Annotated in this window: 17 protein-coding genes; 12 read left to right on the top strand and 5 right to left on the bottom strand. The window is 36.2% G+C overall.

Going from position 1 to position 14,441, the window contains the following annotated elements:
- Positions 1-69: 69 nt before the first annotated feature.
- The gene (locus IGJ04_RS02010) at positions 70-585 is read left to right on the top strand and encodes a Fic family protein (protein WP_438840341.1); all 516 of its coding nucleotides are present in this window, start codon (positions 70-72) and stop codon (positions 583-585) included.
- 235 nt (positions 586-820) lie between these two features.
- On the opposite strand, the gene IGJ04_RS02005 is transcribed toward IGJ04_RS02010, so the two are convergent.
- The 3 genes from IGJ04_RS02005 to IGJ04_RS01995 all read right to left on the bottom strand — a co-directional run bounded on the left by IGJ04_RS02005 (position 821) and on the right by IGJ04_RS01995 (position 2,327).
- Positions 821-1,279, bottom strand: coding sequence for a hypothetical protein (locus tag IGJ04_RS02005; RefSeq protein WP_438839837.1), 459 nt, complete (start codon positions 1,277-1,279; stop codon positions 821-823).
- Positions 1,280-1,312: 33 nt separating this feature from the next.
- Positions 1,313-1,570, bottom strand: coding sequence for a hypothetical protein (locus tag IGJ04_RS02000; protein ID WP_025193465.1), 258 nt, complete (start codon positions 1,568-1,570; stop codon positions 1,313-1,315).
- Positions 1,571-2,036: 466 nt separating this feature from the next.
- The gene (locus IGJ04_RS01995) at positions 2,037-2,327 is read right to left on the bottom strand and encodes a hypothetical protein (protein ID WP_002393362.1); all 291 of its coding nucleotides are present in this window, start codon (positions 2,325-2,327) and stop codon (positions 2,037-2,039) included.
- 437 nt (positions 2,328-2,764) lie between these two features.
- Here IGJ04_RS01995 and IGJ04_RS01990 point away from each other — a divergent pair, with 437 nt between their 5' ends.
- The 8 genes from IGJ04_RS01990 (at position 2,765) to ybaK (ending at position 10,371) form a co-directional block, all read left to right on the top strand.
- Entirely contained in the window at positions 2,765-3,427 is a 663-nt protein-coding gene (locus IGJ04_RS01990; RefSeq protein WP_002361915.1) for a YdeI/OmpD-associated family protein, read from the top strand.
- Entirely contained in the window at positions 3,427-3,894 is a 468-nt protein-coding gene (locus IGJ04_RS01985) for a DUF1801 domain-containing protein (RefSeq protein WP_002369299.1), read from the top strand. Before IGJ04_RS01990 ends, IGJ04_RS01985 begins: the two co-directional genes overlap by 1 nt.
- Positions 3,895-3,904: 10 nt before the next feature.
- Complete coding sequence (locus IGJ04_RS01980; RefSeq protein ID WP_010715252.1) at positions 3,905-4,798, top strand: deoxyribonuclease IV; 894 nt, start codon at positions 3,905-3,907, stop codon at positions 4,796-4,798.
- Positions 4,799-4,991: 193 nt separating this feature from the next.
- Positions 4,992-5,210: a YneF family protein gene (locus tag IGJ04_RS01975; RefSeq protein ID WP_002357397.1), complete on the top strand. Its 219-nt coding sequence runs from the start codon at positions 4,992-4,994 to the stop codon at positions 5,208-5,210.
- Between the two features lie 196 nt (positions 5,211-5,406).
- Positions 5,407-7,158: an ABC transporter ATP-binding protein gene (locus IGJ04_RS01970; protein ID WP_438839836.1), complete on the top strand. Its 1,752-nt coding sequence runs from the start codon at positions 5,407-5,409 to the stop codon at positions 7,156-7,158.
- On the top strand, positions 7,158-8,942 hold the full coding sequence (locus IGJ04_RS01965; RefSeq protein WP_010823724.1) for an ABC transporter ATP-binding protein: 1,785 nt from the start codon (positions 7,158-7,160) through the stop codon (positions 8,940-8,942). The genes IGJ04_RS01970 and IGJ04_RS01965 overlap by 1 nt, the downstream gene beginning before the upstream one ends.
- A gap of 155 nt (positions 8,943-9,097) precedes the next feature.
- Positions 9,098-9,859, top strand: a complete 762-nt coding sequence (gene aroD / locus IGJ04_RS01960) for a type I 3-dehydroquinate dehydratase (protein ID WP_010712514.1) — start codon at positions 9,098-9,100, stop codon at positions 9,857-9,859.
- Positions 9,856-10,371 (top strand): Cys-tRNA(Pro) deacylase, encoded by a 516-nt coding sequence (gene ybaK, locus IGJ04_RS01955; RefSeq protein WP_033625742.1) that lies wholly within the window; start codon positions 9,856-9,858, stop codon positions 10,369-10,371. The genes aroD and ybaK overlap by 4 nt, the downstream gene beginning before the upstream one ends.
- A gap of 130 nt (positions 10,372-10,501) precedes the next feature.
- Here ybaK and IGJ04_RS01950 read toward each other — a convergent pair whose 3' ends face one another.
- Positions 10,502-10,909, bottom strand: a complete 408-nt coding sequence (locus IGJ04_RS01950; protein WP_002357402.1) for a ribonuclease HI family protein — start codon at positions 10,907-10,909, stop codon at positions 10,502-10,504.
- 100 nt (positions 10,910-11,009) lie between these two features.
- Here IGJ04_RS01950 and IGJ04_RS01945 point away from each other — a divergent pair, with 100 nt between their 5' ends.
- Positions 11,010-11,471 (top strand): EbsA family protein, encoded by a 462-nt coding sequence (locus IGJ04_RS01945; RefSeq protein WP_002357403.1) that lies wholly within the window; start codon positions 11,010-11,012, stop codon positions 11,469-11,471.
- Between the two features lie 104 nt (positions 11,472-11,575).
- Here IGJ04_RS01945 and IGJ04_RS01940 read toward each other — a convergent pair whose 3' ends face one another.
- Positions 11,576-11,782 (bottom strand): cold-shock protein, encoded by a 207-nt coding sequence (locus IGJ04_RS01940; RefSeq protein WP_002357404.1) that lies wholly within the window; start codon positions 11,780-11,782, stop codon positions 11,576-11,578.
- 178 nt (positions 11,783-11,960) lie between these two features.
- Here IGJ04_RS01940 and IGJ04_RS01935 point away from each other — a divergent pair, with 178 nt between their 5' ends.
- Both IGJ04_RS01935 and IGJ04_RS01930 read left to right on the top strand, forming a co-directional pair.
- Complete coding sequence (locus IGJ04_RS01935; protein WP_002371060.1) at positions 11,961-13,631, top strand: formate--tetrahydrofolate ligase; 1,671 nt, start codon at positions 11,961-11,963, stop codon at positions 13,629-13,631.
- Positions 13,632-13,735: 104 nt separating this feature from the next.
- A complete protein-coding gene (locus tag IGJ04_RS01930; protein ID WP_002360173.1) occupies positions 13,736-14,440 on the top strand; it encodes a CBS domain-containing protein in 705 nt (234 codons plus the stop codon).
- The last annotated feature ends 1 nt before the right edge of the window (position 14,441 follow it).

Here is a 14,441-nt window from a genome sequence, read left to right as displayed (position 1 = left end):
TATTACTTGAGGATGAAATTGAAAAAAGAATTTACCTGATGGGAATCTTTTAGAAATGACAAGGTTTATATCGAAAAAAATGGTAAACGAGTACATCAAGGAATTGGCAATTCTAAAAATGCAGAAGTATATATCATTTCTGAACTAGAAAAGCTTGTTAAATTTATGAATAAACATGATGTGCCATCTTTAGAAAAGTGCGTATCACATTATTATTTAGAGTATATACATCCATTTTATGATGGAAATGGAAGATTAGGAAGATTTATTGCTTGTTCCTATCTATCAAGAAAGTTAGATTTCCTTTCAGCTATTAGTTTTAGTAGTTCTATAAAAAAACAAAAAGGAGTATATGGAACAGCATTTTCGGAGGCATCAAATCCTAGAAATCATGGCGAATTAACCATCTTTATCATTGAAATGTTTGGTTTACTCGTGAAAGGACAAGAAAATATTATAGATAATTTGAGAGTAGGTAAATCCTCGTTTGATGCTATAGCATCATATTTAGATACATTGAGTTTAAATGAACTTCAATCTAGTATTCTATTTGTTTTATCTCAAGATTATTTGTTTTCACACTAATAATAAAATTACTGACATTGATTTAGCAGAAGTGTGTTCTGTGGGGAGGAAAAGATTAAATACAGCTTTAAAATATTTACTCGAGGAAGAATATATAGTGCAAACTCAGCGAAACCCAAAGGCTCATAAACTATCAAATAGGTTTATTAATCATATAAATAACCTGATATCATGATAATAGTAATGTTTATTTTAGCTTACAGGTTCGAGTCCTGTATGATCCATAATTAAAGGCTTACCTCTCAAACGAAAGGTAAGCCTTTTTTGTTTCATTAACTAAATTTTCTAACTGATAAGGGATACTACTACGCCCATACATTATATAGTCTTTATTTTTTCTCCAATGATCATGTTGCAGACTTTTGTTTGTTAGTTCAGATACTTTTTGGTTTAATTGAAAATCAATAATAGTGTTTAGTTTGGAAAATTCAGCTATTTCTTCTTTAGGCTCAAAAATTTTTGCTCCACCATAAACGCTGTATTTTTCGTAAATAGTTTTAACTACAGGACCATATCGCCAAACAAAAAAATTGGAATCATACTGTTTGCTTAACCATGATTCATCTATAATTTCTTGTTTTAATCCATCGATTAACGTGAAGTAAAGTACTTTTTGAAGTTGTAAATTAGTAATTCCTAATTTTGTATTTTGTGCACGAGCAATTATGTGGTTTGCTAAATCATTCATTGCCATTTTTTTATCCTCCGCTTAGCCATTTTACAAAAATTAGCTAATTAAATTTTTGTGGTGTATTTTCCGCACACACATTTTCACAACAACGAGTTGTCTTTTTTGATTATACCTACCATAAACAGCAAGCTCTGTGCCATCAGGTAACATGAGTAATTCATCCGCCAATTCTTTTTTAGAAATAATGCAGTTGATAGTCTCTTTTTGAGTTTGTAAAGAAAAGCGGACTAACATTTCTGGATAAGTAGTTAATACCTTGATTTTATGAATTGTTCCTACATAATTTGGTTTCATAGAAATCAACTCCTCGATAGTAGTTAACTATATTATATTAAGATTATTTTTATTCGTCTAGGTATGAAATTGAATACCATTTGAATACCAAAATTAGAATAAAAACCACACAAGAAAGAATAGACTTAGTTTTAAAATGCTGATAAATAAAGGTTTAGAATGGAACGGAATGCTTAAGAATAAAGAAATATATTTCTTGTTAAAATACTAAAACACTGTGAACTTCAATCTTATACGGTTTATAAATTAAAAATAATAGTTAACAGTTAATACTAGCTTAATATTTTGCTTTAGGAAGACTTGTTTACCTTAATGTAAGCAAGTCTTTTTATAAAGTTTTGCTTATAGTACTAGAATCAATAGTCACCAACATTATCTTGAACGGTTTATTATATAAAAATACCGACCAAGTTTCTCTGGTCGGTATTCTGTCTAATTTTTAAGTCTCACTACAGATAGCCAATCCTTACTTGTATAATATTACTGTATGGAAACCTTCCATAGATCCTGACAGACCTTGATTTTGTAGTGAATCAATTTTTATATCAACAATTTCATAACCATCTAACTGCATAGAAGATATTATTTCATCAATTTGCGTAGTGTATTTGTCCTCACAGCCAAAATTTTGATTAATCCATTTACTAAAACTATTTACCATAACTAGATGAGTTAAACCATCTTTAGGTTTTAAAAATTTTTTTATTTCTTTTTGATAAATAGATTCTGCAGCACTTTTTTGTCCTTTTGTAAACATTCCCACTCTATTTCACCACCTTTCCAGTAAAATTATTATTGCTAATATATTTATTGCTTCAAGCTTTTTGTGAATGTCCAAAGTGTTAATCACTAATAAAGTTAGACTATTATTCCTCTCTATGGTGATTCATTAAGGAAAAGTATTGGTTAAAGCATATAGACGATAAAGATAGTATATCAATGTTCACAAAAGTCTACAATAAAAATTCAAATTTGTTATAGACTATATTAGAAAAGTAATGGGTGGGTATTGTTGTATCAACAATAAGGAGGACTGTAAGAAAAGTCCTTTGTCAAGATAGTATTGAAATAAAAAGCTGAAAATCAAAAGGACAAATGTTACAAAAAACTCTTTTTTACTATTGGGCATATTCAATTACAGATAACTTGTGCTATGCTAGAATAAAAAAGTGCAGTCGCTATAAGGAGTAGGTTATGAAATCAATTGTCGAAAAGTTAAACTTAACGAAGTATCAGCACCCAGTTATTTTAAATAGACCACAGGCAGAGTATCTATCTGAATTTGCTTCAGCCGCGCAGCAATTACCCTCAGAACCAGTTGAGCTGATTTTTGCATTCGTGAAAACGATGGCGGAATTTCAAGAGATTGTTTCAATGGTGATTGAAGGTCAACATTTAGTAGAAAATGGGTTGTTATATGTGGCTTATCCGAAAAAAGGCAATAAAATGTATCCAACCTTTGTCCACCGAGATGAAATTTTTCCAACATTACAAGTAAACGAGGCAGATGGGTATATTAAAGGCTCAACCTTAAAATTTAATCGCATGGTTAGTTTAGATGAGACTTTTACGGTTGTCGGCATGAAGAATGTTCTTAAAAAGCCAGCGAAGAATCAGACCAGTTCTGCTGTTGGGGATTATGTTCAATATTTACCAGAAATTGAAGCGTTGGTACAAACAGAACCAGCTGCTGCAGCGACATTCGCTGCATTAACGCCTGGTTATCAAAAAGAGTGGGCGCGGTATGTATTTAGTGCAAAGCGAGCGGAGACACGGAAAAAGCGGCAAACTGAAATGTTAGTCATTTTAAAAGAAGGCTATAAAACCAAAGCGCTTTATCAGCAAAGGAAGAAATAATGGCGCAGTCAATTGAAACAGTTACAGCATATATCGAAACAGTTGAACCAAACTGGCGAATTGCTTATCAGCAAGTATTAGATGTCGTTTCGCAAAATTTGCCAGCAGGATTTGAATTAACAATGCAATATGGCATGCCAACCTTTGTTGTACCGCTTTCAGTATTTCCGGAAGGCTATCTCAACCGTGGTGATGAACCGTTACCATTTATCAGTTTAGGCGCTACTAAAAGGCAAGTAGCTTTATATCACATGGGATTAATGGGAAATGAAGCCGTCCGAAGTTGGTTTCAAGAAGCCTATCAGGAACAAGTGTCAACAAAGCTAAACATGGGGAAAAGTTGTCTTCGCTTCACTAATCCTAAGCGAATACCCTATGAACTAATTGGCGAATTAGTAACAAAAATCACGCTTGAAGAATGGCTGCAACAGTATCAACACTACCAAAAGAAAAAGAAGAATTATTAGGAGGAACCACATGTTATTAGGATCACACGTTAGTATGAGTGGCAAGAAAATGCTATTAGGCTCTGCCGAGGAAGCGGCTAGTTATGGCTCAACAACCTTTATGATTTATACAGGTGCGCCACAAAACACGCGCCGGAAACCGATTGAAGAAATGAATATTGAAGCTGGGCAAGCGTTTATGAAGGAACACAATTTGAGTAATATCGTCGTTCATGCCCCGTATATTATTAATTTAGGCAATACAATCAAAACGGAAAATTTCGGTTTTGCCGTAGACTTTTTGCGACAAGAAATTGAGCGAGCACAAGCGTTGGGAGCAACGCAAATCACGTTACACCCAGGTGCGCATGTTGGCGCAGGTTCAGAAGCCGGCATCAAACAAATTGTTAAAGGTCTAAACGAAGTCTTGTGGAAAGAGCAAATCCCTCAAATCGCTTTAGAAACAATGGCTGGTAAAGGAACCGAAATCGGCCGTACGTTTGATGAACTAGCTGCGATTATTGACGGAGTTACGCTAAATGATAAACTTTCTGTCACTCTGGATACTTGCCACATTAATGATGCAGGGTATAATGTAAAAGATGATTTTGATGGCGTATTAGTTGAATTTGATAAAATTATCGGATTGGATCGTTTAAAAGTTATTCATGTGAATGATTCTAAAAATCCTATGGGCTCACATAAAGATCGTCATGCCAATATTGGCTTTGGCACTATTGGTTTTGAAGCTTTAAACGGTGTGGTTCACCATGAAAAATTAACTGCTTTACCAAAAATTTTAGAAACACCTTATGTCGGAGAAGACAAAAAAAATAAAAAGGCCCCTTACGGCTTTGAAATTGCGATGTTAAAAAATCAAACATTTGATCCAGAATTATTAGAAAAAATTCAAGGACAAAACTAAAGCAACAATCGCTTTTAAAGGTCCTATTGACATTTAAGAGCGTATATTTTTGACTTTTAATCACTATTTTGCAAAAAAATCAGACTTTTTTCATTATTTAAGAGAAATCCCGCAAAAAGAACTTTTCTTTTTTTGCTATTTCTAGTAAAATAATTCATTGAGAGCAAAACTATACGGAGAGGAGAGAGTTTCAATGGCAACAGGTTGGGTAGTATTAATCGCAGTAATCGCTTTATTAGTAGGCGCTGCAGGGGGCTTTTTCCTTGCACGCAAATATATGCAAGATTATTTCAAAAAAAATCCTCCCGTTAATGAGGATATGTTACGCATGATGATGGCATCAATGGGTCAAAAACCGTCAGAGAAAAAGGTTAGACAAATGATGCAACAAATGAAAAACCAAGGAAAATAGTAAAGGTTATTCAGGTAATCATGAATAAGTGTAAAAACGGGCTGATTTTCAGTCCGTTTTTTTGTTGTTTTGCGGGAGAATAGGATAATCTAGGAGGAAAAGAGCGAAACGTTTAATCAAAAACAACAATAACGAAGAAACCTTCTAGCTCGAAAGTAGTCTTCGTAGAACAACAAAGTAAAGGAGGGACAACTGAATGTCCATATTCAAAAAATTAGGCTGGTTTTTTAAGCAAGAGAAAAAAAGTTATATTATTGGGGTTTTCTCATTAATGATGGTCGCTCTTGTTCAATTAGTCCCGCCCAAAGTTATTGGCGTCGTTGTAGATGAAATCGTTAACAAAGAAATTCGCTTAACGAAAATTATCGTGTGGGTTGCACTCTTGGTTGGTGCTGGGCTTGCCCAATATCTTTTTCGCTATATTTGGCGGATGCATATTTGGGGGAGTGCCGCTCGTTTGGAAAAAGAGCTACGGACTCAATTATTTCATCATTTCACAAAAATGGATAGCATCTTTTATCAGAAATATCGGACAGGTGACTTGATGGCGCATGCAACCAATGATTTAAATGCCATCCAAAATGTGGCTGGAGCTGGGATTTTAACATTTGCTGACTCTGTGATTACGGGAGGAACAACGATTATCGCAATGGTTCTATTTGTCGATTGGCGCTTAACATTAATTGCTTTATTACCGCTGCCTTTATTAGCGGTCACCTCACGAGTTCTAGGTTCTAAGTTGCATGATGCCTTTCGAGATTCACAAGCTGCTTTTTCAGCGATTAATGATAAAACACAAGAAAGTATCACTGGAATTAAAGTCATTAAAACATTTGGGCAAGAAAAAGAAGATCTTGCTGATTTTACAGAGAAAATTGATGATGCTATCGTCAAAAATAAACGAACGAACTTTTTAGATGCACTATTTGATCCGTTTATTACGCTGATTATTGGTGTTTCTTATGTTTTGACAATTATTATTGGTGGTCGTTTCATCATGGAAGGAACGATAAGTTTAGGTCAGTTGGTCTCTTTCATTGCCTATATTGGGATGCTAGTTTGGCCAATGTTTGCGATTGGGCGCTTATTTAATGTGTTAGAACGTGGGAATGCTAGTTACGATCGTGTGAACGAATTATTACATGAAAAAACGCATATTATCGAACGAAAAGATGCCATCAAAACAATGGCGCAAGGGACAATTTCAATGAAGATTGATTCTTTTTCTTATCCAAAAGAAGAGACGGTGGCTTTGGAAAATATCCAATTTTCGTTGCAAGAAGGAGAAACCTTGGGGATTGTTGGCAAAACAGGCGCTGGTAAAACCACTATTTTGAAATTGTTGATGCGTGAATATGACCAATACCAAGGAACGATTTTCTTTGGAAAACATAACATTAAAAATTACACATTAGATGCATTGATGGGTGCAATGGGGTACGTGCCACAGGACCATTTTCTCTTTTCCATGACGGTACGAGATAACATTCGTTTTGCTAAACCAGACTTGGAACAAGCAGCAGTTGAACAAGCGGCAGCATTAGCATTTATTAACCAAGAAATTAAAGCATTCCCTGAAGGCTATGACACAATGGTTGGGGAACGTGGCGTTTCGCTTTCTGGAGGACAAAAACAACGGATTTCTATTGCACGGGCCTTGATTGTTGAACCAGAATTGTTAATTTTAGACGATGCCTTATCTGCAGTCGATGCGAAGACTGAAGAGGCGATTTTATCAAATCTAAAAGAAACGCGCCAAGAAAAAACCACTATTATTACAGCGCATCGTTTAAGTAGTGTCATGCATGCAAAAGAAATCTTAGTGTTGGATGAAGGGAAAATTATTGAACGGGGGACGCATCAAGAGTTACTGGCTCAGAAGGGTTGGTATCAGCGGATGTGGGAAAAACAGCAATTAGAAGCGAAAATTGAAGGGAGTGAGAGTTAATGGAAGAAAAGTATCAATCCGAATGGTCCAGAGAATTACCGATGAAAGAACAATTAACGATTGTTCAGCGTTTGTTTCGTTTTGCCAAGCCATTTCAACGCATGTTTTACACAGCTATTCTCTTTGCATTTGGCTTATCAATTATCAATATTCTTTTGCCTAGAGTCATTCAAGTTTTTATGGATAATTATTTAACGCCTAAAACTGCTACAATGCAAGTGATTCTAACTTTTGCTGCTATTTATTTTTTTGGTGTCATTGTCAAAAGTATTGTTTGGTTTTTCCAATGGTATTTGTATTCGATGGCTTCTTTAAAAACGTATCAATATATACGAGTGAAATTATTTGAAAAATTACACACTTTAGGTATGCGTTATTTTGATCAAACACCAGCGGGTTCGACGGTGTCTCGTGTTACCAACGATACAGAAACATTGTTTGAATTCTGGTATGTATTCCTAATGGTGATTACAGGAATTTTTGCCGTAATCTCGTCATTTTTTGCAATGTTTCAACTCAGTCCAGAAATTTCATTTTATTGTCTAATTTTCTTGCCAATTTTATTAGTTGTAATTTGGTATTACCAAAAATTTAGTTCAAAATTATATCGCAGTATGCGGGAAAAATTAAGTCAATTAAACACCAAACTAAATGAATACATCTCTGGTATGCAAATCATTCAACAATTTCGCCAAGAAAAACGTTTGGAAAAAGAATTTGAAGAAACCAATGATGACTATTTAAAAACACGAGTAGCAATGATTCGTATGAATTCGTTATTATTAAGTCCCATCATTAATTTGTTGTATACGTTGGCGATTGCATTGGCCTTAACTATGTTTGGCATCGATGCTTTACATTCTCCTGTAGAAGCGGGAATGATTTATGCTTTTGTAACGTATGTCCAAGCTTTTTTTAATCCGATGACACAAATGATGGACTTCCTAAGTATCTTTACAGATGGGATTGTCGCAGGTAGTCGTATTTTAAAAATTATGGATACGGAAGAATTAACACCGCAACAATCAGTAGGTGCGAATGGGGAAATTATTCGCGGGAAAATTGAATTTCGTAATGTTACTTTTTCTTATGACGGCAAAAACGAAGTATTGAAAAATATTAGCTTTGTTGCAAATCCCGGGGAAACCGTCGCTTTAGTCGGTCATACTGGAAGTGGTAAAAGTTCAATTATTAATGTACTCATGCGTTTCTATGAATTTTATGAAGGGCAGATTTTAATTGATGATCGTGACATTCGTGATTTTCCCATGACAGAATTACGGGAAAAGATGGGCTTGGTATTACAGGATGCTTTCATGTTTTATGGAGATATTGCTGGAAATATCCGTTTACTGAATCCAAACATCACAGATGAACAAATTAAACAGGCTGCGGAATTTGTTCAGGCGGATAAATTTATTCACACGTTACCCAATACCTATCATGCGAAAGTCATTGAACGAGGAGCGAGTTATTCTAGCGGACAACGTCAATTAATTTCGTTTGCACGAACAATTGTAACTGATCCCAAAATTTTAGTTTTAGATGAAGCAACCGCTAATATTGATACAGAAACAGAAGGATTGATTCAAGAAGGATTAGCCAAAATGCGACAAGGAAGAACGACAATTGCGATTGCGCATCGCCTTTCGACGATTCGTGATGCAAACTTGATTTTAGTTTTAGACAAAGGGCAGATTGTAGAACGAGGAACGCACGAAACGTTACTGGCAGAAGGGGGCCTTTATGCGGATATGTATCAGTTACAAAGTACGGAAGTTTAACGTAACAACAGAAAGAGTTAAATAACCCAAACAAAGACATTTAGTGTTAGGAAATTCCTAATTCTAGGTGTCTTTGTAGCTCTTTAAATTGCAAAAAAGAAGAGAAATGGTATGATATGAAGAGAGAAAAATAAACGAGGAAGTTAGGTGGAACTGTGAAGCCAGTTATAGTCAAAAATGTGCGAATAGGTGAAGGCAATCCCAAAATTGTGGTGCCCATTGTTGCTCGAACAGCCGAGGATATTTTGGCCGAAGCAACGGCGAGCCAAACACTAGATTGTGATTTGGTGGAATGGCGTTTAGACTATTATGAAAATGTCGCTGATTTTTCCGATGTATGTAATCTTTCACAACAAGTAATGGAACGGTTGGGGCAAAAACCGTTATTGTTAACTTTTCGTACACAAAAAGAAGGCGGCGAAATGGCTTTTTCCGAGGAAAATTATTTTGCTTTGTATCATGAATTAGTGAAAAAGGGTGCGTTGGATTTATTAGATATTGAATTATTTGCGAATCCGCTGGCGGCAGATACGTTAATTCACGAAGCTAAAAAGGCGGGGATTAAAATTGTTCTCTGTAATCACGACTTTCAGAAAACACCATCGCAAGAGGAGATTGTCGCGCGGTTACGCCAAATGCAAATGCGTCAGGCAGATATTTGTAAAATAGCTGTGATGCCACAAGATGCGACAGATGTACTTACGTTACTTTCAGCAACCAATGAAATGTACACCCATTATGCATCCGTTCCAATCGTTACTATGTCAATGGGACAGTTAGGGATGATTAGTCGCGTAACAGGTCAACTGTTCGGATCGGCACTAACTTTTGGCTCAGCCCAGCAAGCGTCTGCACCAGGCCAACTATCCGTACAAGTATTAAGAAATTATTTAAAGACATTCGAACAAAACAAGTGATTCAGAAGGTGAAAAAAGTGGCAAAGAAAAAAACACAACAAAAAACGAATGCGATGCGCATGGTGGAACAACATAAAGTACCATATAAAGAATATGAATTCGCTTGGAGCGAAGATCATTTAAGTGCAGAAAGTGTCGCTGAAAGTTTAGATATTGACAAAGGACGAATTTTTAAAACCTTGGTTACAGTAGGTAATAAAACAGGTCCAGTCGTGGCTGTCATTCCTGGTAATCAAGAATTAGATTTGAAAAAATTAGCGAAAGCTAGTGGCAACAAAAAGGTAGAAATGCTTCACTTAAAAGATTTAGAAGCAACCACAGGCTATATTCGTGGGGGCTGTTCACCAATTGGGATGAAAAAACAATTTCCCACCTATTTAGCTGAAGAAGCTCAACAATATTCTGCAATTATTGTTTCTGCAGGCAAACGTGGCATGCAAATTGAATTAGCACCTGAAGCAATCCTTTCGCTAACCAATGGGCAATTAGCGGAAATAACGACAGAAGAATAAGTGGGCTATAAGAAGAAGTCGAGACAGAACCGTTTATCTGTTTTTAAGCGTGGAGCAAAAATCCCAAGTGATTTTTGCTCCACGTGTTTAATTATCAAATTAATAAAGGAAAAGCATTAAGTAAACAGTGCTACTTTTTATTGGGATAAAATTTTTGTAATGCTTGCCGTGCGAGCATATCGGCCGCTTTGTTTTGACTTTCAGGTAGCCATTTGATTAAGAGCAAAGGAAAATTCTTTTCTAGTTGTTGATATTCTGCTAAATAAGGCTGGTACTTTTCATTTTTAGCATAGTTTTTTTCAATTGTTTGGACAACAATTTTACTATCTGAGTGGAGAAGAACGGTTTGTTGATTGTCTTCATTGGCAATCGCTTGTTTTAAAGCTTCAATCAGCACTTTAAATTCGGCTTCGTGATTACTAACAATGCCTAAAGGCACATGCAATTGTTGCCGCGATTGGTCGGTGAGGTAAACGATACCGCCGCCAGATTCACCTGGATTGCCTTTTGTTGCAGCATCTACATAAATTCTTAACATAAAATTACTCCTAATTTCTTTTTGTTCTTAAAAAAAGTATGTTACTATTATAACATATTTAAATTTAGCGGCGTTGATCCAGAAGTAGTGAGGGCACTTTATGAAAAAACAGAAATTCTATTGGCAGCCAGAATTAGCATCAACAATTATTTACTGGTCTTGCACATTTTGTATATTATTTATTAGTTTAATTTTAGCATTGGAAAATAATGGTCCTTACTTGATTAGTAATCTGGTGATGGTTCCATTTTTTGTGTTTGCTTATCTAGGAATTGCGCGGTCTTTTAATATGACAGAAACATCTTTAATTGTCAGAGATGTTTTGTGGTTTCGCAAAAAAGCACTTCCGCTTTCTCAGATAGAAAAAGTAACCTACAATGAAAAAAGCATCGAAATTTTTTCCTCAGAATTTAAGGAAGGCTCAAAAGTCTTTTTAATGAAAAAGAAAACGATTCCGTTATTTCTTGAGGCACTTAAGGTAAAAAAGCCTGAATTGAAGGTAGCAGAAGATCATTCTTTGGGCCTTCATAAAAAAGAAGAAAAAAACAAGAGTGAGTCATAAGTCGAAACGACTGGTGACCCACTCTCAAAATCTTAAAATAATCAGCTGAAACAAACGCTACGTTTACTTACTTTTTGGAGCAAAGCGTTGTTGGTTCAGCTTTTTTAGTTATCTATTTTTTTGACATGTGCTGCTTGTAGCCCACGATTGCCTTCCATTATCTCGAACTCTACAGATTGATTCTCATCAAGTGATTTGAATCCGTCACCTTCTATAGCAGTGAAGTGGACAAAAATCTCATCTTCTTCGTTGTAAACGATAAAACCATAACCTTTTCTGTTATCGAACCATTTGACAATTCCTTTTTGCATCCAATTCACGCTCCTTTTAGATTTGTAAAGACACTTTCATTATACGAGAAAAGGCTACCAAACGTCAATGGTTGGGTTGTTTAAAAAAGGTTATTCTAGCCATTCTATTCAATACAAGCTATAATTTAAAAGAAACAATGTGTCACAAAGACGATAAAGAATTGAAAAGGGGTCCGTTATGAAGACAGATATTAACATTGCACAAGCAGCAACATTAAAACCTATTCAAGAGATTGCCGAAACAATCGGTCTTTCAGAAGATTCGCTCGAACTTTATGGAAAATACAAAGCGAAAATAGATTTTCCAACGCTTCAATCCTTAGAAGCGAAGCCAGAAGGTAAATTAATCCTCGTTACGTCGATTAATCCAACACCAGCAGGAGAAGGAAAATCAACCGTGACCATTGGTTTAGGAGATGCATTAAATCAAATCAATAAAAAAACAGTTATTGCCCTAAGAGAACCATCATTAGGTCCTGTGATGGGGATTAAAGGTGGTGCAACAGGTGGCGGTTACGCACAAGTATTACCAATGGAAGAAATCAATTTGCATTTTACTGGTGATATGCATGCGATTACGACAGCCAATAATGCCTTAGCTGCGTTACTAGATAATCATTTACAGCAAGGAAATGAATTAAAGATTGATTCTCGACGGGTGATTTGGAAACGGGCAGTGGATCTAAATGATCGTGCGCTTAGACAGGTCGTTGTTGGTTTAGGCGGTCCTTTCCAAGGTGTACCAAGAGAAGACGGTTTCGATATTACTGTGGCAAGCGAAATTATGGCGATTCTTTGTTTAGCGCAAAATTTAACGGACTTAAAAGAACGCTTAAGTCGGATTATTGTCGCCTATAATGACCAAAGAGAGCCGGTGACGGTTAAAGATTTAAACGTGGCAGGTGCCCTGACTTTATTATTAAAAGACGCCTTAAAACCTAATTTAGTTCAAACGATTGAAGGAACTCCAGCTTTTGTTCACGGTGGTCCTTTTGCCAATATCGCTCATGGATGTAACAGTATTTTAGCGACAAAAACGGCTTTGCATCTAGGGGATTATGTCGTAACAGAAGCGGGTTTTGGTGGTGACTTAGGTGGCGAAAAATTTTTAGATATTAAAGTACCTTCTTTAGGAAAAGCACCCGATGCCGTTGTGATTGTGGCAACGATTCGCGCGTTGAAAATGCATGGCGGTTTGGCGAAAGATCAGTTAGCAGAAGAAAATTTACCAGCGTTACAAAAAGGCTTTGCCAACTTAGAAAAACATATTCAAAACATGCAACGTTATGATGTACCAGTAGTTGTTGCAATTAATGAGTTTACACAGGATACAGAAAAAGAAATTCAACTATTGAAAGAAGCCTGCCAAGCGTTAGGCGTGCCCGTCGAGTTAACAAGTGTTTGGGCGCAAGGTGGCGCAGGTGGCACGAATCTAGCGAAAACAGTAGTAGCAGAGATTGAAGCCAATACAAAACAGTTTCAACCTTTATATAATCCTCGCCAAACTATTGAAGAAAAAATTCAAGCCATTGTACAAACGATTTACGGCGGGGAACAGGCGATTTTTTCTCCGAAAGCGCAAAAACAAATCGCAGATTTTACAAAAAATGGTTGGGATCAATTACCAATTTGCATGGCGAAGACACAGTATTCACTTTCTGACGATCCTCAAAAATTAGGACGGCCAGAAGGATTTACGATTACGATTCGTGAGCTAGTTCCAAAAATCGGTGCGGGGTTTATCGTGGCGTTAACGGGTGACATTTTAACGATGCCTGGCTTGCCGAAGGTTCCTGCTGCGTTAAATATGGATGTGGACGAAACGGGTCAAGCGAGCGGTCTCTTTTAAAGCCGCTCTTTCCTGAGACCTATTTTTAGTATATACTTGAAAGTAGCTCAATAAAAAATAATGACGGAAATTTATTGCGTAGTTTATTATAAGGAGCAACGACTATGGGGGAACGAGCAGATACATTTTTAGCACACTTTAATCGCATTGAAAAGTGGATGAGAGAGAGACTGAACAATCCTGTCAATATGGGATTCAGTGAAATGACAAGACGTCTTTCCCGAAAAGAAAAAGGACAGATTGCTCAATTTGAAGAGGATTTGCTTCAAATGGCTCAGTTAAGAAATGCCATCGTTCATGAGCGAATTGCTGATGATTTTGTAATTGCAGAGCCAAACGAATGGGCAGTTCAACGAATTGAAACGATTGAACAAGCTTTAACAAAACCAGAAAAAGTAGTGCCTAAATTTGCGAAACGTGTTACAGCTTTTGAAATCACCACTTCTTTAGAAACGTTATTAACGATTATTGCAAAAAAACAATATTCTCAATTTCCGATTTATGAAAAAGGTGTATTTAAAGGATTAATCACGGTTCGAGGGATTGGTGTATGGTTTGCCATTGAGAGCACCAAAGGCGAAGTTCACATTGCCAACCGAACGGTGCGAGAATTGTTGGCATCAAATTATAAACGCAGCAACTATCAATTTGTTTCAATTGAAGCAACCGTTTTTGAAGTTGAACAAATGTTTCGGGAGCAGCCACGCTTAGAAGCTGTGCTTATTAGTAAAAGTGGCCATCCTAATGGTGAGTTAGTAGGCATTGTTCGACCAAGAGATTTAGCAAGTATTCATAGAGAAAAGGAATGAC

The sequence above is a fragment of the Enterococcus sp. AZ050 genome (assembly GCF_051715085.1).
Taxonomy (GTDB): Bacteria; Bacillota; Bacilli; order Lactobacillales; family Enterococcaceae; genus Enterococcus; species Enterococcus faecalis.
This window is presented reverse-complemented; position numbering and strand designations above follow the sequence as displayed.

Coding starts and splice junctions, on each gene's coding strand:
- IGJ04_RS01965 (WP_010823724.1), top strand. CDS start 7,158: ATGGAAGAAAAGTATCAATCCGAATGGTCCAGAGAATTACCGATGAAA.
- IGJ04_RS01990 (WP_002361915.1), top strand. CDS start 2,765: ATGAAATCAATTGTCGAAAAGTTAAACTTAACGAAGTATCAGCACCCA.
- IGJ04_RS01950 (WP_002357402.1), bottom strand. CDS start 10,909: ATGTTAAGAATTTATGTAGATGCTGCAACAAAAGGCAATCCAGGTGAA.
- IGJ04_RS01940 (WP_002357404.1), bottom strand. CDS start 11,782: ATGCAAAAAGGAATTGTCAAATGGTTCGATAACAGAAAAGGTTATGGT.
- IGJ04_RS01980 (WP_010715252.1), top strand. CDS start 3,905: ATGTTATTAGGATCACACGTTAGTATGAGTGGCAAGAAAATGCTATTA.
- IGJ04_RS02000 (WP_025193465.1), bottom strand. CDS start 1,570: ATGAAACCAAATTATGTAGGAACAATTCATAAAATCAAGGTATTAACT.
- IGJ04_RS01975 (WP_002357397.1), top strand. CDS start 4,992: ATGGCAACAGGTTGGGTAGTATTAATCGCAGTAATCGCTTTATTAGTA.
- IGJ04_RS02005 (WP_438839837.1), bottom strand. CDS start 1,279: ATGGCAATGAATGATTTAGCAAACCACATAATTGCTCGTGCACAAAAT.
- IGJ04_RS01945 (WP_002357403.1), top strand. CDS start 11,010: ATGAAAAAACAGAAATTCTATTGGCAGCCAGAATTAGCATCAACAATT.
- IGJ04_RS01985 (WP_002369299.1), top strand. CDS start 3,427: ATGGCGCAGTCAATTGAAACAGTTACAGCATATATCGAAACAGTTGAA.
- IGJ04_RS01970 (WP_438839836.1), top strand. CDS start 5,407: ATGTCCATATTCAAAAAATTAGGCTGGTTTTTTAAGCAAGAGAAAAAA.
- IGJ04_RS01935 (WP_002371060.1), top strand. CDS start 11,961: ATGAAGACAGATATTAACATTGCACAAGCAGCAACATTAAAACCTATT.
- IGJ04_RS01995 (WP_002393362.1), bottom strand. CDS start 2,327: ATGTTTACAAAAGGACAAAAAAGTGCTGCAGAATCTATTTATCAAAAA.
- IGJ04_RS01930 (WP_002360173.1), top strand. CDS start 13,736: ATGGGGGAACGAGCAGATACATTTTTAGCACACTTTAATCGCATTGAA.